Origin of the sequence: Proteus cibi, from assembly GCF_003144405.1 — a bacterium.
Classification (GTDB): Bacteria; Pseudomonadota; Gammaproteobacteria; order Enterobacterales; family Enterobacteriaceae; genus Proteus; species Proteus cibi.
The window spans coordinates 43,121-62,510 of the sequence record NZ_PENW01000027.1; the positions used below are offsets into that span (position 1 = coordinate 43,121).

16 protein-coding genes are annotated in these 19,390 nt (G+C 35.9%); 15 read left to right on the top strand and 1 reads right to left on the bottom strand.

What is annotated here, in order from left to right; all coding sequences use genetic code 11:
- Nucleotides 1–140: 140 nt before the first annotated feature.
- Nucleotides 141–1,235 (bottom strand): YeiH family protein, encoded by a 1,095-nt coding sequence (locus DK865_RS14965; RefSeq protein ID WP_162556635.1) that lies wholly within the window; start codon nt 1,233–1,235, stop codon nt 141–143.
- A 184-nt stretch (nt 1,236–1,419) separates the two neighbouring features.
- Between DK865_RS14965 and yieE the strand changes: the two genes are divergently transcribed.
- The 15 genes from yieE to DK865_RS15040 all read left to right on the top strand — a co-directional run bounded on the left by yieE (nt 1,420) and on the right by DK865_RS15040 (nt 19,215).
- Entirely contained in the window at nt 1,420–2,313 is an 894-nt protein-coding gene (gene yieE / locus DK865_RS14970; protein ID WP_036912259.1) for a DNA-binding transcriptional regulator YeiE, read from the top strand.
- Between the two features lie 118 nt (nt 2,314–2,431).
- Nucleotides 2,432–3,919 (top strand): amino acid permease, encoded by a 1,488-nt coding sequence (locus tag DK865_RS14975; protein WP_023581400.1) that lies wholly within the window; start codon nt 2,432–2,434, stop codon nt 3,917–3,919.
- A gap of 566 nt (nt 3,920–4,485) precedes the next feature.
- Nucleotides 4,486–5,493, top strand: a complete 1,008-nt coding sequence (locus DK865_RS14980; RefSeq protein WP_373931058.1) for a FecCD family ABC transporter permease — start codon at nt 4,486–4,488, stop codon at nt 5,491–5,493.
- The gene (locus DK865_RS14985; RefSeq protein WP_023581402.1) at nt 5,493–6,275 is read left to right on the top strand and encodes an ABC transporter ATP-binding protein; all 783 of its coding nucleotides are present in this window, start codon (nt 5,493–5,495) and stop codon (nt 6,273–6,275) included. Before DK865_RS14980 ends, DK865_RS14985 begins: the two co-directional genes overlap by 1 nt.
- A gap of 172 nt (nt 6,276–6,447) precedes the next feature.
- Nucleotides 6,448–8,466 carry a ligand-gated channel protein gene (locus tag DK865_RS14990; RefSeq protein WP_023581403.1) on the top strand — a complete coding sequence of 673 codons (2,019 nt, stop codon included), beginning with the start codon at nt 6,448–6,450 and terminating at the stop codon, nt 8,464–8,466.
- 766 nt (nt 8,467–9,232) lie between these two features.
- A complete protein-coding gene (locus DK865_RS19075; protein ID WP_071788546.1) occupies nt 9,233–9,442 on the top strand; it encodes a hypothetical protein in 210 nt (69 codons plus the stop codon).
- Nucleotides 9,432–10,811 carry an APC family permease gene (locus DK865_RS15000; RefSeq protein ID WP_023581404.1) on the top strand — a complete coding sequence of 460 codons (1,380 nt, stop codon included), beginning with the start codon at nt 9,432–9,434 and terminating at the stop codon, nt 10,809–10,811. The genes DK865_RS19075 and DK865_RS15000 overlap by 11 nt, the downstream gene beginning before the upstream one ends.
- 825 nt (nt 10,812–11,636) lie before the next feature.
- Nucleotides 11,637–12,098 (top strand): fimbrial protein, encoded by a 462-nt coding sequence (locus DK865_RS15005; protein WP_228407797.1) that lies wholly within the window; start codon nt 11,637–11,639, stop codon nt 12,096–12,098.
- A 60-nt stretch (nt 12,099–12,158) separates the two neighbouring features.
- On the top strand, nt 12,159–12,860 hold the full coding sequence (locus DK865_RS15010; protein ID WP_081705910.1) for a fimbrial biogenesis chaperone: 702 nt from the start codon (nt 12,159–12,161) through the stop codon (nt 12,858–12,860).
- Nucleotides 12,838–13,392, top strand: coding sequence for a fimbrial protein (locus DK865_RS15015; RefSeq protein ID WP_162556636.1), 555 nt, complete (start codon nt 12,838–12,840; stop codon nt 13,390–13,392). Before DK865_RS15010 ends, DK865_RS15015 begins: the two co-directional genes overlap by 23 nt.
- Before the next feature lie 10 nt (nt 13,393–13,402).
- Nucleotides 13,403–13,945 (top strand): fimbrial protein, encoded by a 543-nt coding sequence (locus DK865_RS15020; RefSeq protein ID WP_023582956.1) that lies wholly within the window; start codon nt 13,403–13,405, stop codon nt 13,943–13,945.
- Nucleotides 13,946–13,953: 8 nt separating this feature from the next.
- Nucleotides 13,954–14,649: a fimbrial biogenesis chaperone gene (locus DK865_RS15025; protein WP_023582957.1), complete on the top strand. Its 696-nt coding sequence runs from the start codon at nt 13,954–13,956 to the stop codon at nt 14,647–14,649.
- Nucleotides 14,646–15,383, top strand: coding sequence for a fimbrial biogenesis chaperone (locus tag DK865_RS15030; RefSeq protein ID WP_023582958.1), 738 nt, complete (start codon nt 14,646–14,648; stop codon nt 15,381–15,383). The genes DK865_RS15025 and DK865_RS15030 overlap by 4 nt, the downstream gene beginning before the upstream one ends.
- A 61-nt stretch (nt 15,384–15,444) precedes the next feature.
- Nucleotides 15,445–18,015 carry a fimbria/pilus outer membrane usher protein gene (locus tag DK865_RS15035; RefSeq protein WP_109392281.1) on the top strand — a complete coding sequence of 857 codons (2,571 nt, stop codon included), beginning with the start codon at nt 15,445–15,447 and terminating at the stop codon, nt 18,013–18,015.
- Nucleotides 18,016–18,054: 39 nt separating this feature from the next.
- A complete protein-coding gene (locus DK865_RS15040) occupies nt 18,055–19,215 on the top strand; it encodes a hypothetical protein (protein ID WP_109392275.1) in 1,161 nt (386 codons plus the stop codon).
- Nucleotides 19,216–19,390: the final 175 nt, after the last annotated feature.

Consider the following 19,390-nt stretch of genomic DNA (forward strand, 5'->3'; position numbering starts at 1 on the left):
CACCATGATAACAAACATACCGCGTATAACATCATATTGAGATGATAAAAGCAAAAAAGCGCAACTAAAAATAGTTGCGCAATCGAAAAAACTTCTCAAGGCGAAATATAAAGGGGGGTTATTTTTTATCGATATTCCTGCTAAGACATCAGCACAGTTTGAATAAAGATATTAATCATCGCACCACCTAGGGTTAACCAGAAAAATAAGAATAAAGCTAGCAATAACGGTTTGACGCCAGCTTGTCGGATAGCACTAATGTGCGTTGTTAAACCTAGTGCTACCATTGCCATTGCTAATAGAATGGTATCGATAGTCACAATGTAACTAACAATAGACGCAGGAATTAAATTCAGAGAGTTAAAGCCCGCCATTAAAATAAAGAATACGGCAAACCAAGGAATAGTAATTGGGTTTTTCTCAGTAGCTTGTGCGCCATTGTTTGCCTTGCTTTTCTTCTTACTTAAATAAGTTGAAAGAATAATTAAGAACGGAGCTAGCATCATTACGCGGATCATTTTACTAATAACTGCCGCATTTTCTGCATCAGGGCTAATTGAGTGTCCTACGGCGACGACTTGAGCTACTTCGTGAATTGTTGAACCGGAGAAAATACCAAAGGTTTCTTCAGTAAAGGGTAGCCAGCCTGCAAACGCATTTAAATGATAGAACCAAGGATAAAGGAAAATACCAATCGTGCCGAAAATCACAACAGTAGAAACGGCAACCGCGACTTGGCTTGCTTGTGCTTTAACTACGGGTTCTGTCGCCATAACGGCTGCTGCACCACAAATACTACTACCTGCACCAATTAAAATCACCGTTTGTTCATCTAAACCAAAATATTTTCGACCAATCCACATTGCAATAAGAAAAGTCGATGCCAGCATAATGGCGTCTATAATTAAACCTGTTGCGCCTACATCTGCAATTTGCTGAAAAGTGAGTCTAAAACCGTATAAAATAATACCTGCACGCAGTAAATAGTGTTTAGCGAATTTGACACCTTCGTCACTATAAGGCTTTGCAACAGGATAAAAAGTATTACCCACAATAATACCGAATAAGATCGCCAGTGTTAATGCGCCTAAACCCATGCTAGAAAACCAAGGAATATCACCAATATAAATAGCAAGCGCAGTTAATACGCCTGTTAGTAATAAACCAGGGAGCCAGCGATAGACGGGAGTAAAACATTTTTTCGCCAATGTAATAGGTTGACTTTGCTCTGACATAGAAAAACCTTGCTTATATGAATTTTGCATAAGCATATAACAAGCAATCTTATTTATTAAACTCATTATTTTTATAATAATAACCAATAAAAGTAATATAGGTGTATTTTCTTAAATGTACTTGGTATGTTACTGGTTTGTGGATAGTATGTTATTACAATGACGGCTCAAAGGTGGAATGGATATGCGAATTACGTTGCGGCAACTGGAAGTCTTTACTGAAGTTCTCAAGAGTGGTTCTACAACGCAGGCATCACAACAGCTTTCTTTATCTCAATCTGCTGTCAGTGCATCTTTAACTGATCTCGAAAGCCAACTAGGTGTACAGCTTTTTGATAGAGTGGGAAAACGACTTGTCACAAATGAACATGGGCGATTACTTTATCCCAGAGCATTATCTTTACTTGAACGAGCAACGGAAGTGGAGCAGTTATTTCAAGCAGGAAATGGGGCTTTACGCATCGCTGCAAGTACAACAATAGGGAATTATATTCTCCCTCAAATGCTGGGGAATTTTCATCGTAATTATCCTGACATTCCACTAGAAATGAGCATTGGTAATACTGAGGAAGTCGTTAAATTAGTGAGCGAATTCCGTGTTGATTTAGGGTTAATTGAAGGCGCTTGCCAAAGTTCTGAACTCATTAGCCAGAAATGGCTTTTAGATGAAATGGTTATTTTTTGCTCGCCCGATCACCCGTTAGCTAAAGCACCAAAAGTGACGTTAACTGATTTACAGTCAGCACCTTGGATTTTACGAGAAAATGGTTCGGGAACCCGAGATGTACTTAACCATATTCTATTTGCCTCTTTACCGGGTTACCGCATTGAAATGGAATTAGGTAACTCAGAAGCAATAAAACATGCTGTGATGTATGAAATGGGGATCAGCTGTTTATCTCGTCGAGTTATTGAAGAGCAGATTAATAATGGCTCATTAAAAGAGATAAAAGTAGAAGGGTTGACCTTACAACGCACTCTATATCTTGTATATCATCGTCAAAAACATGTCTCTGATGCACTGAAAAAACTGCTGACATATTGTCATGCTGAACATTTAATCGGCAATTTTTCATAAATTGCTAATAATTGACGCCCGATCATGAAGGTATCTTATAATCCTAGATCCTTGCTATTCACGAACGACAGATTTGCTACAATCCTCGTTAGAAAAGTGAATATAAAAGTGGAATGTTATGTCAGAACAACAAAATAGTACTGCTGGTTCGGGCGCAGTACGCACTTTGCGCAGAGAGTTAAAAGCGCGACATTTAGCGATGATCGCTATTGGTGGTTCAATTGGTACAGGGCTTTTTGTCGCATCGGGTGCAACTGTTGCTCAAGCAGGGCCGGGTGGGGCATTACTCTCTTATGCTTTAATTGGATTAATGGTCTATTTTCTAATGACCAGCCTTGGGGAATTAGCCGCATTTATGCCTGTTTCCGGCTCATTCTCGACATATGGCTCTAAGTATGTAGAAGAAGGTTTTGGTTTCGCATTAGGCTGGAACTATTGGTATAACTGGGCAGTAACCATTGCCGTTGACCTTGTTGCTGCACAATTGGTGATGCTCTATTGGTTCCCTGATGTTGATGGTTGGATCTGGAGTGCTCTATTCCTTGGCGTGATTTTCTTACTCAACTATATCTCTGTAAAAGGGTTTGGTGAGGCAGAATATTGGTTCTCCTTAATCAAAGTGTCCACAGTCATTATCTTTATTATTGTGGGTATTGCGATGATCACTGGCATTATGAAAGGTGCCGAAAACGCAGGTTGGCATAATTGGGAAATTGGTGATGCACCTTTTGCGGGTGGATTTGCTGCCATGATTGGTGTGGCAATGATTGTGGGTTTCTCATTCCAAGGTACAGAATTAATTGGTATTGCGGCGGGTGAATCCAAAGATCCGGCTAAAAATATTCCAAAAGCGGTGCGTAAAGTTTTCTGGCGTATCTTATTATTTTATATCTTCGCAATTTTAATTATTAGCTTAATTATCCCTTACACTGATCCTAATTTACTGCGTAATGATGTAGGTGATATTAGCGTTAGTCCATTCACGCTAGTCTTTAAAAATGCGGGATTATTATCTGCGGCAGCCATCATGAATGCGGTTATCTTAACGGCGGTACTTTCTGCTGGTAACTCAGGCATGTATGCATCAACGCGGATGCTGTTTACATTAGCAAGAGAAGGCAAAGCACCAAAATGCTTTGGTAAATTGTCTAAAAACGGTGTGCCACGTAATGCGCTTTATGCGACCACAGTTGTAGCTGGTTTATGCTTCTTAAGCTCAATGTACGGAAACCAAACGGTCTACTTGTGGTTATTAAATACCTCGGGAATGACTGGCTTTATTGCATGGTTAGGTATTGCGATTAGTCACTACCGTTTCCGTAAAGGTTATGTTGCACAAGGACGCGATTTAAATGACTTACCTTATCGTTCAGGCTTCTTCCCAATTGGTCCAATTTTTGCCTTTATATTGTGTTTAATCATTACATTAGGTCAAAATTACCAAGCGTTCTTAGAAGATACGATTGATTGGTATGGTGCAATTGCAACCTATATTGGTATCCCATTATTTTTATTAATTTGGTTTACTTATAAGATTGTGAAGAAAACCCGCTTTATTCGTTATAACGAAATGGAATTTCCAACACATATTGCGAATAAAAAATAACCTATAAATCAAATTATTAACACGCCTGTTTTGTGATTTAGATCACTATAAAACGGGCGTTTTTTTATTTTTCAACTAATCAGTTATAGAAAAAAGGCAAAAAAACTAATTATATTACCAATCGTATTGATAATGGTTATTGTTTGCTTTATTGTTAGCGTATAATTTATTTACTGAAAATAAAATAATGGCGCTATTGGTTATAAATAATATGATTAGTATAGTGAGTTTAATAATAATTAGCCTTTTTAGTGCTCAATACATCCAACCAATAACTTATCGAAATATAATGAGTTATACAGTGAATCTCTTTCGTCGTATAACTATTGTGCAATTCACTTCTTTGTTGAATGAATTCTCTCAAATTAATAATTGGCTTTCTGTGCATAAGAAACAATCGATGAGTTGTACGGTATGTTTTTGCCTATCGAAAGTGTTGGCAGGAGCAGAAAAACGTAGAAAAAAAACTGGGTACAACAATTGATATGAGCATTATATCAGAGCGACTCGTCACACAAGAGCATGGTGAAAACACATCAGATAATGTGAAAGTTCATTATCGAAAAATGATGAACAAACGCATGCTATGGTTGGGAATTATCGTTTTAATTATTTGTGGTTCAGTGGTGTTAGATTTCACCATGGGACCTTCAGGTTTATCACTTGATAAATTATTAACAACCCTTTTTCAACCTGAGCTTGTTGATGCGGGTTCTCGAGTGATTGTATGGGATATCCGCTTGCCTTATGCCTTAATGGCGGTGGTTGTAGGGATGTCGCTAGGGTTAGCTGGTGCAGAAATGCAAACTATTCTAAATAACCCATTAGCAAGCCCATTTACACTTGGTCTATCAAATGCCGCTTCATTTGGTGCTGCATTAGCGATTGTTTTAGGTATTGGTATTCCGGGTATTCCTGATCAATGGTTTATTTCGGCGAATGCATTTCTCTTTGCACTATTATCAGCTTTATTATTAGACGGAATAACTCGTTGGACTCGAGTTCCTACATCTGGGGTGGTGCTTTTTGGTATTGCAATGGTGTTTACCTTTAATGCATTAGTCTCAATGATGCAATTTATTGCAACAGAAGACACTCTTCAAGGTCTGGTTTTCTGGACTATGGGAAGTTTAACGCGTGCAACATGGATAAAACTCGGTGTTATGGCGGGGGCTTTTGCTGTCATTATGGTGATTTCATGGATGAGTTCATGGAAATTAACCGCATTGCGATTAGGCGAAGATAGAGCGATCAGCTTTGGCATTGATGTAAAGCGTTTAAGATTAGGCTCATTACTGCGCATCAGTATTTTAACTGCACTCGCTGTTGCTTTTGTTGGACCCATTGCCTTTATTGGTTTAGTTGCCCCTCATATTGCTCGCATGATGTTTGGTGAAGATCATCGATTCTATCTGCCCGCAAGTGCATTAATTGGTGCTTTAGTTTTATCATTGGCATCTATTGCGTCTAAAAATTTAATACCGGGTGTCATTATTCCGGTGGGTATTGTGACATCGCTGGTGGGCGTGCCATTTTTCCTCAGTATGATTTTACGTCATAGGGGGAATATCTAATGATGGAAGGATTAAAGATCCAAGATTTTAGTGCCGGATATGCTAAACATCTTATCATTAAGGCACTGGATGTTGAGCCCTTGCCAAAAGGAAAAGTCACCGTATTATTGGGGCCAAATGGTAGCGGAAAATCAACATTATTAAGAGCGTTAGCTGGATTAAATAAATCATCAGGTGTTGTCAGTTTAGATGGCAACGATCTTGCATCGATGAATTTTGCACAACGTGCTCAAAATGTAGTCTATTTACCACAAACATTACCTGCTGGTGTTCATTTACATGTTTTAGAATCCATTATTGTGGCGCAACGTGCTTCGGGTGGATTACATAATCAACATAGTGAAGCTCAGGTAATGCACTTATTACGCCAATTAGGTATTGAGCATTTAGCATTACGTTATTTAGATGAATTATCGGGTGGTCAAAAACAATTAGTTGGGCTTGCTCAATCATTAATTAGACAACCTTCTTTATTATTATTGGATGAGCCATTAAGCGCGTTAGATCTTAATTACCAATATCATGTTATGGATTTAATCGCTAAAGAAACACACCGTAGAAATATTATTACGGTTGTCGTTGTCCACGATATTAATATCGCCTTACGACATGGAGAACATGTCTTAATGTTGAAACAAGGACAGTTAATTGCACAAGGTGCGCCAGATAAGGTTATTACGGCGCAAAGCCTTGCTGATGTTTATGGCGTTCAAGGTAGATTGGAATATTGTTCACAAGGAATACCTCAAATTATTATTGATGGTTTAGTGGATAAAATATAGAGAAGTAAAAGAGAAAGAGAGAAGAAGTAAATATAGGGATGCAGTAAATAGGGATATAAAAATAATATTAAAATAACCAAGGGTAATTAAATTTATTACCCTAATTTTGAGCAAATGTCGATATATCCATCTATATAAAATTTAAAGAATATATATTCTTGGAGAATCGGGAATGGTCGTGTTAAATAAAAATAAAATTGCGCTTGGCGTTGTTGCTGCTATTGCATCAAGTTTTGTTATGACTGCAACAGCAGAAAATGTAGAAAAATTGATTGTTACAACCGCGTCTGGTTTTAAACAAACCGTTGAAGATGCCCCTGCATCGGTTTCTGTTGTCACGCGTGAACAATTAGAAACTAAATCTTACCGTGATGTCACAGATGCACTAAAAGATGTACCCGGTGTATTGGTCACAGGCGGTGGAAGTAGTTCGGATATTAGTATTCGTGGTATGGATGCAAAATATACCATGATCTTAGTCGATGGTAAGCGTGTTGCATCGCGTGAAACGCGCCCTAATAGTGATAATGCCGGTATTGAACAAGGTTGGTTACCGCCTTTACCAGCCATTGAACGTATTGAAGTTGTGCGTGGTCCAATGTCTTCTTTATATGGTTCAGATGCAATGGGTGGAGTTATCAATATTATTACCCGTAAAGCGCAAAAAGAGTGGAACTTTAGTTTACGTGCAGACAGTACTATCACAGAGCGTAAAGATTCAGGGAACACTAATCAAGGCAGTTTTTATGCGGCTGGTCCATTAATTGATAATGTGCTGGGCTTGAAAATTCAAGGTCAATATTCACATCGTAGTGAAGACAAAATTGTGAATGGCTATAACCGTCAGATCACCGCAACAGGTGGCGGTACTTTAAGTTGGACACCTGATGAGCAGAACACGATTGATTTTGAGTTTAAAAAAGATAATCAACATCGTGACTCTCGCGTGTGGCATTCTAAATCGGGATTGCCTAGTCGAGGAAAAGCCCCTGAAAGTAGTTTTACTGACTATGAATTGACACATTATGCACTTACCCATGATGGCATTTATGATTTTGGAACTATGAATACGTATGTTCAACGTGATGAAAGCCGTAATCCATCCCGTAAAATGGATTATGACGACACAACAGTGCGTAATCAGACCGTTTTAATGTTCGGTGATCATACCTTAAGTGTTGGTGCCCAATATCGTTATGAAGAGTTAAAAGATGAAGGTAATAAACTTAAAGGTAGCAATAAATTAGACCGTTATAGTTGGGCTCTATTTGCTGAAGATGAGTGGGCGATGACCAACGATTTTGCTTTAACTGGCGGTCTGCGTATGGATAAAGATGAAAACTTTGGTACGCACTGGACACCGCGAGTATATGGTGTATGGCATCTGGCTGATGAGTGGACGCTAAAAGGGGGGGTATCTACTGGCTATCGTTCACCTGATTTACGTCAAGCAACAGCATCATGGGGGCAAGGTACGGGCGGGGGTAGCTATGATGCGGTTATTTATGGTAACCCAAGCTTAAAACCTGAAAAATCTGTTACTGAAGAGATCTCGATTATTTGGGATAATCGTGAAAATCTGACGGCAAGTTTAGGTCTTTTCAATACCGACTTTAAAGATAAGATTATGGAAGAGCGTCGTTGTGATAGCCGTACAAATAAAGACGGTTCTAAAATGACGGATCTACGTGATTGTACATTAGCAGATGGCGTGGGTAATAATGGGAAGCCTTATGACTTTGTTAGTGATAGAACTAACGTAGATAAAGCCAATATGCGTGGTATTGAAGCGACCTTTAACTGGACAATATCACCAGAGTGGAATTTAGCGGCTAACTATACCTTTACGGATACTGAACAAAAAAGTGGTGATTTCAAAGGTAAGCCTTTAAATAAACAGCCACGCCATATGGCTAATGCGACCTTAAACTGGGAAACAACACCAGAAATGGAAACATGGGCGCGTATTAACTTCCGTGGTAAAACCTCTGATTACTTATCACGCACCTCTATGTCACATGGTACGCCTTCTTATGCATTTGTTGATATCGGTACCAGCTACAGCTTAACCAAGCAATTAAATGTGATTGGTGGTGTTTATAATGTGTTAGATCGCCGTATTGACCAAGAACATTTTAATACTACATTAGAAGGTCGTCGTTACAACATTGGTTTGAACTATAACTTCTAATTTCCCCCCTCATATTGTGTCATTAAGACTCCCTTTGTGGAGTCTTTTTTTATCTCTAATTTCCTTTCATTTGTACATAATTAATACTGGAAAGTTTAAATATTGAGGTTTATATTTAGCTCAATAAATAATCTTATTAATCGCTTTATTCTGACTAATAACTTGTTATTTCTACGTATTATTTGCCATTTTTCCTTTGATTTTTTTTCTTACATTTTTGTTGTGTTAAATAGGTCTATAAAAAATAGATATTTTTTATTAAAAAAACGTTTTGATGAAAAGTCGGACTGAGTTTTAACAATTTAATAGCATTAATCTTATTAATGTATTTTAAGTGCCTTATTTTGATTGTTTGATATTGATGCTAAATTTAAAATGTCTTTTAGTTTTTATTTATCAATGAGTTGCGTGGTTGTTTTTTGAGGTGTGATTCTGTTTTTCTAAATATTTACATCTTAGTCTTTGTGATAAAATCACAATTATTGTTAATAAAATGTGGCGTTATATGTTGACTTAGTTTGCGAATTGAAAAGATCGTAAAAAAAGGGGGTTTTTTGATGAAAATGTATTGCTATTTAAGTCTGAGACGTGCAAAATGCGCCCACTAAAAATATGACTGATGCGTTTAAAGTGCATCGGTTTTTTTTTGCATTTTTACTTATTACTACACCAAGAGGTCAGATTCATTTGAGTCTGAATAGATAACATAATTTGATTAGCAGCCAGCCCCTTAGAGAAAGGGTTGTCATGATAGAGGAATGCTAATATGGTACAATTATTCTCTTTCGCAGTCGGGCCTAACGGCACCTGCGGTAATGATGACTACGGAGCACGGCGTCTCCTAAACACATACACATCCTTAAAAACTTCATTCTATTCTGTTTATAGGCAGATGCGAAGTCTTCCCAGTAACTGTCGGTTGAGTTTATTGAATACTCAAACCGAAGTTATGGGAGGGTTCGCGAATGTCAGATAACGTCATCTCCTCTATCGGCACTAACCAAACTGGTGCTAACAATCGAGTTCAATTACGTAAAACCTTGACGCTCATGCAGGTAGTCATGATGGGGCTTGCTTTTTTACAGCCTATGACTATTTTCGATACATTTGGTATCGTTTCTGGCATTACGAATGGTCACGTAGCAACCTCGTATGCGATTGCATTGATTGCCATTTTATTTACAGCGGTAAGCTATGGAAAATTAGTTAAGCGTTTTCCTTCAGCAGGCTCTGCGTATACTTATGCTCAAAAATCCATGAGTCCTTATGTTGGCTTTATGGTGGGATGGTCATCTTTACTTGACTATTTATTTATGCCAATGATCAATATCTTATTGGCTAAAATCTATTTACAAGCAATATTCCCGGGCGTTGAACCGTGGATCTTTGTATTTGGTTTAGTGGCGTTAATGACGTTCTTTAACCTACGGGGTATTAACGTTGTTGCTAACTTAAATACAGCAATTGTTATTGTGCAAGTTGCAGTAATGGTTGTGTTTGTAGGATTACTTATTCACGGTGTGTATAACGGAGAAGGTGCAGGGGAGTTATGGACCTTTAGACCGTTTGCGTCTGTTGATGCTGAAGTTATACCTATGATAACCGGAGCAACAATACTCTGTTTCTCATTCTTAGGTTTTGATGGTATCAGTACATTATCAGAAGAGACACCCAATGCCGGTAAAGTTATCCCTAAAGCGATTTTCTTAACTGCGCTGATTGGTGGGATCATCTTTATTGCCGTATCTTACTTTTTACAATTGTATTTCCCAGATATTTCACGATTTAAAAACCCAGAAGAGTCACAACCTGAAATAATGCTGTATGTTGCTGGGGCTTTATTCCAGTCTATTATTTTAGTGTTCTCATGTGTGACTGTATTAGCATCTGGTATGGCGGCTCACGCAGGTGTTGCTCGTTTACTTTATGTTATGGGTCGCGATGGTGTATTCCCAGAGAAGACATTTGGTTACGTACACCCTAAATGGCGTACACCTGCATTTAACGTGCTATTAGTCGGTTTCTTAGCCTTAGGTGCCGTATTCTTTGATTTAGTGACGGCAACTGCATTAATTAACTTTGGTGCGTTAGTGGCGTTTACTTTCGTGAACTTGTCTGTTATTTCACAATTCTATATTCGTGAGCGCCGTAATAAAGGATTAATGGATCACATTAATTACCTGATATTACCTATTATTGGTGCCGCGACAATGGGTGTCTTGTGGATAAACCTTGAACCAGGTTCTATGGAGTTAGGGCTTGTTTGGGGTGCAATTGGTATCCTTTATATGGTGTGGCTCACCCGTCGTTTCCGTCGCCCAATGCCACAGATGCCAGAAAAGTAAAGCGATAAAAAAAGTCATAAAAAATCAGTGTAAAAATGGCTTCAGTAATGAAGCCATTTTTTTGTCCAGATTAAAGTATCAATATTAATTTCGCAGTATCAACGAGGAAATGAAACAATAATAATAGGATGGTTTATACATTTTCTAATGTTCAGCATTACGTTACAAAATAACTAATCGTATCGCTATAAACAAAATATTAATATAATGTTAATTTATATTTAACATCTATAATCATATTAATCAATTATTACTATTTTATATTTAATTATTTTAATAAGTAAACAAAGAAGAACTGTTTAATAATTTTGATCTCTATCATAGTTATGAGAATAAATAAAAAGTAGCTAGTAAAAAACACTTAATAGTTATTACTTAATGATAATTACGTACGTTTTCTATAAGTTAGAATAAGTTAATATTTAAATTTAAATAACTATATTTTAATAAAAACAAAAACGTATCTTTACTTTATGTTATGTTTCCTAAGCTTATAAATTTATTTTTATTTAGTTGTGTAATAGGTATATATAACTAAATAACTTACTTTTTATTTATAAAGTCATCATTTTTCATCATCATTTTACCCCTATCAACTTACTTACTTCATAAGTATTATTTTATTGTTGTGCTACGCTTTAAATAGGATTAGTAAATATGTTTTATTACTTGTTCTTAATAAGGAAATATAACTAATCTATAAATGAAGTTCATCTAAAAACAAAAGGTGACAATATGTCTTTAATTAAAAAAGTTGCTCCATTTATTGTAATGTCAGGCTTTTTAGTAGCTGGTAATGCAATAGCGCAAACACAGGGTACAACTGTGACATTTGAAGCATTAATTCGTGCCGCAAGTTGTGATGTTTCTTCGACAACTGAAGGTTCCAGAATTGACTGGGGAACCTTTACGAGTGCTGATGTAGCTAGTAAAAACGTGGGCGACAAATTGGGTGAAGACAAAACATTTAATTTAGAACTCACTAACTGTTCCGCTCCATTGGCCGCCGATGGCACCATCAATCTATATGCTCGTGGTAATAAATCAAATTTTGATGCTGAAATGTTTGCTAACCCAACAGCGCGTTCTTTGGCGGTTAAATTATTAGCAACATCGAAGAATGTATTAGTTGTCCCTAACGTAGAAACAGGTTTGAAATTAGGTACTGAGATTGTTCAAGGTGGTAATGCAACAATTCCTATGACTGCTGGACTTTATTTAACTACAGGTAAAGTTGATCGAGATGAATTAAAAGTACCAGTAACATTTACTGTGGCTTATAACTAATTCTACTTAAACTAATTAAGAGACTCTGTTTATAACAGGGTCTCTCTTTCAAAGAGAGTTATGATGATTAATATTACAGATAAAATAGCAAAATTTTTTGTTGTATTACTAATGATAATCTCTCCTCTGGCATATTCTAAGGGTGTCGGATTAGATGCCACTAGGATTATTTATCCTGAGAATGAAAAAAGTGTTGGAATAGTGGTTCGTAACCAAGAGCCTAATATTAACTACTTAGTTCAAGCCTTTATTACATCAAATGAATATCCAATTACTTTTGAAGTAACGCCTCCTATTTTTAGACTTAATAGTGCCTCTAGGCATGAAGTAAAAATCTATGCAAAAAGTAATGAATTAGCTAAAGACAGAGAAAGCGTATTTTATTTCCATGCAAAGATGATCCCAGGACAAGCAGGTAAAACCGATAATTTAGGTATAAGTGTTGGTTTCGATAATGTTATTAAATTATTTTATCGCCCAAATAACTTACCTATGACTTCTGATGAAGCTCAAGCAAAATTAAGTTTTAGTGTAGAGGGAAAACAATTAAAAGTGACCAACAACTCTCCTTATTATATTAACTTTGCTGGTTTTTCAGTTAATAACATCAAACTTGATGTTAGCTTAGCAAACAATAATGCAATGATAGCACCTTATAGCTCAATCAAATATTTTCTACCGACAGGTGTGACGAAAGGAAACATTCACTGGCGTACTATTGATGACTTGGGTGGATATAATGAATTTTCAGCTAAATTTTAGTCACTATTTATGTGGGATTGTTTTATTGGCGCTGACGAGCTCTGGATATAGTGCAGTAAATTCAGACGCCGTGTTAATTGTTAAAGGTAAAGTCACTAGGGGGACTTGTGCCTTTACTTTATCAGATCAAACAGTGAAATTTTCTAAGCCTATTTTAGTGGAGAATGTTGTTGAAATAGGTGAAAAAGATGAAAACAAATTACCATTTACGGTCGAGTATAACTGCCAAGAGTTTTCAGATGAAACACCCGATATGGAAGTCATAATTAAAGCAGGCGCCGGAACTCAAATTACGAATAATAAAATATCACCAGTCACCAATATAACAAATTCAAGTTTTGCACTTTATGACTGTAAAAGTAGCAACTGTTCATTAGTGAATTTTAACGCAGGTGTGAGCTCTGTGTTTATTCAAACTGGTAACGGAACAAAAAATAAAGATTTTCAGGTCGAAGTGGTAAAAAAAGACACTTCAACGGCTAAACCAGGGGCTTTAAAAGCAATATTAGCACTGACATTGGTACAACCTTGAGAAGATAAAAATGAAGATAGTTCTATTAAAAAGAAAGATTTTAAGTTTATTTATCTTGATGTTGTCTTTTATTAGCTTTGATGTGCAAAGCGTTGAATTTGAATTCAAAGTGACTGTTGATAAACAAACTTGCAAATTGTCGGTTACTGGAACCAGTAACAATGAAGTTGATTTTGGTAGCATTCAAGCCTCTAAAATCAAAAATAATTTAGTGGACCCTATCCCAATTAAATTATTACTTACAGATTGTAAAACAGATGATTTCTCTGATACCTACGTAAAAATGGCAGCAAAATCCACATTGAACACAGTCACGTTTAATGACGATATAACGAAAAGCTTTGGTATTCGGGTATCAGAAAGTGAAACGGCAACTCAATCAAATAATGATGCTGATTTTATTAAATCAGGTGACACTGTTTGGACGAATATTGATAAAAATAATTTAGAAAAGAAACTTTATACTTATGTTAAATGTAAAACGGGAACTGCCTGTGAACCAGAAGCGGGTGAATTTTTTTCTACATTAACATTTTCATATTATGTTGATTAATAGCTGAAATGAAAAATTTAATAAGAGATATCATATTAACTTTTACTTTGTTTATGACAAGTTTTGGGGCTTATACACAAGGTGTTAGCTTAGGCAAAACGCGGGTTATTTTTAGTGAAAGCTATAGTGAAAGTGTCACTATCACCAATGATGATAATAAGCCTTACTTAATACAAGCCGGTGTAACGACGGATCTTGATGGTAATTTATCCCCTCATTTTATTGTTACACCGCCTATATTTCGGCTAGAAAATAAAAGCACATCGTCAATGCGAATTTTATTAAAAGATGTTGTTTCTTTACCTAATGATAAAGAATCACTTTTTTACTTGAATACAAAGATTATTCCTTCAACGGAAAAGAATAATCCAGATGATGAGATCTCTAAATTAGTTTTAATTACAAGTTTCGTTATTAAAGTTATTTATCGACCTGATTCTTTAAGTAAACCTACTGATATTGATTACAGAAAAATAAAACTACAAAATCAAGGAAAAAACTGGTCTTTTAATAACCCAACACCTTATTACTTTACATTAACAAAAATAACATTAAATAAAGAGAAATATAGTAAAAGCATCATTATTGCACCTTATTCTCAAACGAGAGTAGATGTTAACAATATTAATAAAGCAAGCTGGTTTTTTATTAATGACTATGGGGAGTTATCGAAAGAATTTCATTATAAGGATGTGGATAAATGATCACTAAAAATAAAATAATTTACTTATTTATATCAATAATGGCTTTGTGTTATAGCCAAGTGATACAGGCTACAGAAAATGCTTTTCAATTTTCATTGCAAAGAATGACATATAATGAAGGCAGTAAGAGTATTTCTCTTGGATTAAGAAATAATGAAAATTCTCCTTATCTTGTGCAAGCAGGAATGAAATGGTTAGATGAATCATCAGGTATTCAACTCATTGATAAAAAAGAAAATACACCTTTTATTATTACTCCTCTATTAGAAAAAATAGAGCCAGCGGAATATTATGATTGGCTTATCAAATTTACAGGCTCTGATACTCTTCCAACAGATAGAGAGTCTGTTTACATTGCTCAGTTTCGTTTAATTCCTTCTACATCTGCTGAAAAAGTCGATGTACAAGTTAATGTTATTCGTGCATTAAACTTTAAAGTTTATTATCGCCCTAAGGCATTGAATGGCATAAAAATAGAAAGTGTTGAGAATAAATTATCATTCTCTATTTCAGAGAATAAATTGATAGCAAAAAATGACTCTCCTATATACCTTGCATTTAACTCAATAAAAGTTAATGAAAAGGAAATAGAGCTTCAAGAACTTTCGAAAAATGTTCCACCTTTTGGTACACAAGAATATTTTTTTTCAGGTGAGCATGTAAATAAAATCAGTTGGCAGATATTAGATGAATATTTATTTCCTTTGGATGAAAAAACAAAAAAATTTAAATGAGTTACAAGAATATTGACAGTTTATCTGCTAAATAATTTAGAGTGTAAAAATGAAAAAACCAATGACAATATTCAGATATAGCTTTTTTACATCACTTATTTTTTTCTCTTTAGGCGCATTCGCTGAAGATTATTTTGATCCTGCATTACTCGATGGACAATTAGGCATTCCTAGTGATATCGATTTAAGCCAATTCTCAAGTAAAGATGCATTGCCAGAAGGGAAGGTTATTTTAACGGTTTATGTGAATAATAGTAACCGAGGCGAAACCTCAATTCATCTTGTAAAAGGTACTGATAATAAAGTTGTCCCTGAAATTACCCCTGCATTATTAAAATCATTAGGTGTCAAAGTTGAAAATGTGCCTAATTTAAATAAATTGGGGAATGATGAAGTTATTACTGATCTGACACAATATATTCCTGACGCATCAGTTAAAGTGAATTTGTCCGAATTAAAACTAGTCACCAGTTTCCCTCAAATAGTGATGTCCACAGATGCGATGGGTTATATCGATCCTGAGGTTATAGATAGTGGCGTTACAGCAATGTTTGTCAATTATATGTTTAGTGGAGGTCATTCATCTAATGACAGTTCCTCTTTCAATGACATTAATAATGGGAAGTTAAAGAACGATAACTTTTTTGCTCAATTTAGAGCGGGTTTTAATTACGATGAATGGCGTTTACGCTCAACAATGACACACACTTACGCTAGAAATTCTGATGACAAAGAAGCAACTAGCGATAACAGTACAAAATTTACCAATACCTATCTTTCGCGGAATCTTTCCTCTATTCGTTCAGAATTTATTGTAGGTGAAACCACATCTGGTAATGAAGTCTTTGATGGGATACCAATGAAAGGGATACGTTTGCTTTCTAATGAGCAAATGCTACCAACCAGCCTGCAAGGGTTTGCGCCAGATATTAATGGTATTGCTCAATCGAATGCTAAAGTAACAGTGAAGCAAAATGGCAATATTATTTACCAAACCTATGTTGCACCAGGAGCTTTTAAACTCACTGACCTTTATGCTAGTGGCTCTGGTGGTAATTTAGATGTCACTATTACAGAAGAGAATGGCGCTGAACGTACCTTTACTGTTGCGTTTTCATCATTACCGGTGATGTTAAGGTCGGGAGGATGGAAATATGAGTTAAGTGCAGGTCGATTTGATGGGGGAACAACGGTCGATTCCAAAAAAGCAGATTTTGTTTTAGCGAGCGGAGTATATGGTTTTCCTCATGATGTCACTCTTTATGGTGGTGTGTTAGGCGCAAAAGATTATTTTTCTATTGTTTCAGGTGTTGGGGTTTCACTCGGCGATTTTGGGGCAATTTCAACAGATATTACGCATGCCCATGCAAAGTTTGATTCAATGGGTTCTCAAGATGGGCAATCATATCGATTCCGTTATTCAAAAAACATGACAACAACAGGAACCTCTGTTGATTTAACTGCATTACGTTTTTCAACCAAACACTATTATGATTTTAACCAATTTAATACGGCAGATTACCAATTAAAAGAAGGAACATCTCCTTGGTTAGGTGAACGAGAAAAGAGTCGTTTTACCACATCACTTTCTCAAACTTTAGGAAATTACGGCAGTATTTATCTGTCAGGTAGTTACTATAATTATTGGGAACAAGATGAAAAAGTCACACAATTAACAACAGGCTATAACGGCTATCTAAAAGGGGTTAGTTTCGGGATCAACTACAGTATTGACCGGATAAAATCAAAAGATAGCTGGCCGGAAAATAGACAAATTAACTTTAACGTTAATATTCCATTTAGTCTCTTTAGCAATAATCCGATGGCGAGTAATTTTAACAGTACTTATATGTTAACTCATGATAATCATGGGCGTACAAACCAACAAGTTGGATTATCCGGAAGCGCTTTTGACAACGCATTATCCTACGGTGTTGCACAATCTTGGGCGAACCAAAATCAACCTAATAATGGTTCTTTATATGCAAACTACTCTGGTAATTATGGCACGAGTTCGCTGAATTATAACTATTCAAGTGATTATTACAGTGTGAATGGCAGTATGAATGGGGGGATACTTCTCCATTCTGGTGGTGTTTTATTAGGTAGAAGTATGGGTAATAGCATGGCGATTATTGAAGCTCAAGGCGCCAAAGGAACTGAGCTAAATTCGGGCAATGGTGCAATCAATCGTCAAGGGTATGCTTTATCTCCATATTTATCTGAATATCGAGAAAATACGGTTGGATTAAACGTCAATACATTACCTGACAACGTTACATTAAGAACAACCTCTCAAAATGTTGTGCCTACGAAAGGGGCTATTGTGAAAGTTGTCTTCAAAACAAAAATTGGTTTTCAAGCCATCCTCAATATTAATCATAGTCAGGGTATTGTGCCATTTGGTGCTATTGCCACATTAATAGATAAAGAAAATCCTAATGAGATTAATACGGGAATTGTTGGTGATAACGGACAGCTTTATATGAGTGGATTACCTTCAGATGGAAAACTGTTAATCAAATGGGGTAATAGAAATCAACAAAGTTGCAATATTTCATATCAAGGATTGGGTGATATTGAGGTGAATAGTAAGCAACCAATAAGAACAATGTCGCTTTCTTGTGAATAAGAAATGCCAATCCTGATTTAATTGATAGGATGCACTAATATGAAAATTCGTACACGGGTAATGACATCACTGGCTTGCGTATTAGCTATACCTATATTTCCTACTTTTGCTGCAACAGAGATGGGGGCAATGACATTAAGTTTAACGGGTGTTATTGATATGAATGTTAATACATCACAGAATCAGTTAGTGACAGGAACATTAACGGGTCAAACTTATTTCTCAGCGACGCCTATTTATTCTCAGAATCAATCAAGTTCATGGAGTAGTAAGTACGCCATTATTTCGTTGAGTCAACAAAACTATCAATGTAATGCTAATTTTGTTTCGATAGTACCCTCTCAATCAAATACTTATGGTTTAAAACTCACGCATTCAAGTAATCCAGCCACATCCGTATATGTCACACCTAAGCTTAATTATTCTGTTGAGCTATACAAATTCGGTGATAAATACCAAAGTGTATATGCAGGTCAATTTTTCCAAGTTAATCCAGGTGTAATAGATAAAGAAACACCAAATTATAAAGTGTGTTACGTTCCAACTGTGAATGCTGTTGTTCCTGGTGGAGGAACCAAAATTGTGAGTATAAAAAGCCCAGGTTCACTTCCTATTTATATCGATAATAATTTAACACCAGGAACATTGACCTACCAAGGCACACCTTTTTTTGTTGGTAGTTTTGGTGGAACCAACTCAGCGGACTATTACCTAAAAGTAAATGTAACAGCAAATATTAAAGTTAAGCGTTCATGTGCGATCACCGGTGTCACTAATCAGCAATTTAATGAAAATATGACACATACTAATGAGATCATTCGTGATTCCACCTTTACCTTATCCTGTGGTGGATTAGGCAATCCTGTCAATATATCTGCTGTGGTGAAAGAGGGAACCGCTGATGCAACAGATCCCAGAAAACTGGTGTTAGCACCCATAAATGGTACGGTTTCGGATAAAAAGCCATGGGTAATGGGGTTGCCTTATTTGCAACAAAGTGCACCGCCTTTAACATGTAATGATACTCAGAATGCTAAATTATTAAGATTTGATAATACGGATTTAGAATTAACAGGCACTAATGTGGGAAAAAATGAGCCAAAAGCATTTGGAATACGTTGGGCACTTTGTAAACCGGATGGCACAAAAGCAGGCGAATATCGTGGAAAAGTCGATGTGAATATTTTTGTGCGTGGATAAAGATAATAGCCCTAGTAAAGAAAAATAAAAGTGGATCATAGGGTTCACTTTTATTTTTTTATGAAAAACATTTTTATTTCTATTTATTTAATTTAAGATCTTATTTTAAATCGAATAAATATTTCAAAAGTAAATTAATTATTTTAAATTTATCTTTCTAAGCTAAATGAATGAT

Bases quoted from the DNA above. Each gene is read 5' to 3' on its own strand.
- DK865_RS14965 (WP_162556635.1), bottom strand. From the start codon at position 1,235: ATGTCAGAGCAAAGTCAACCTATTACATTGGCGAAAAAATGTTTTACT.
- yieE (WP_036912259.1), top strand. From the start codon at position 1,420: ATGCGAATTACGTTGCGGCAACTGGAAGTCTTTACTGAAGTTCTCAAG.
- DK865_RS14975 (WP_023581400.1), top strand. From the start codon at position 2,432: ATGTCAGAACAACAAAATAGTACTGCTGGTTCGGGCGCAGTACGCACT.
- DK865_RS14980 (WP_373931058.1), top strand. From the start codon at position 4,486: ATGATGAACAAACGCATGCTATGGTTGGGAATTATCGTTTTAATTATT.
- DK865_RS14985 (WP_023581402.1), top strand. From the start codon at position 5,493: ATGATGGAAGGATTAAAGATCCAAGATTTTAGTGCCGGATATGCTAAA.
- DK865_RS14990 (WP_023581403.1), top strand. From the start codon at position 6,448: ATGGTCGTGTTAAATAAAAATAAAATTGCGCTTGGCGTTGTTGCTGCT.
- DK865_RS19075 (WP_071788546.1), top strand. From the start codon at position 9,233: ATGGTACAATTATTCTCTTTCGCAGTCGGGCCTAACGGCACCTGCGGT.
- DK865_RS15000 (WP_023581404.1), top strand. From the start codon at position 9,432: ATGTCAGATAACGTCATCTCCTCTATCGGCACTAACCAAACTGGTGCT.
- DK865_RS15010 (WP_081705910.1), top strand. From the start codon at position 12,159: ATGATGATTAATATTACAGATAAAATAGCAAAATTTTTTGTTGTATTA.
- DK865_RS15015 (WP_162556636.1), top strand. From the start codon at position 12,838: ATGAATTTTCAGCTAAATTTTAGTCACTATTTATGTGGGATTGTTTTA.
- DK865_RS15020 (WP_023582956.1), top strand. From the start codon at position 13,403: ATGAAGATAGTTCTATTAAAAAGAAAGATTTTAAGTTTATTTATCTTG.
- DK865_RS15025 (WP_023582957.1), top strand. From the start codon at position 13,954: ATGAAAAATTTAATAAGAGATATCATATTAACTTTTACTTTGTTTATG.
- DK865_RS15030 (WP_023582958.1), top strand. From the start codon at position 14,646: ATGATCACTAAAAATAAAATAATTTACTTATTTATATCAATAATGGCT.
- DK865_RS15035 (WP_109392281.1), top strand. From the start codon at position 15,445: ATGACAATATTCAGATATAGCTTTTTTACATCACTTATTTTTTTCTCT.
- DK865_RS15040 (WP_109392275.1), top strand. From the start codon at position 18,055: ATGAAAATTCGTACACGGGTAATGACATCACTGGCTTGCGTATTAGCT.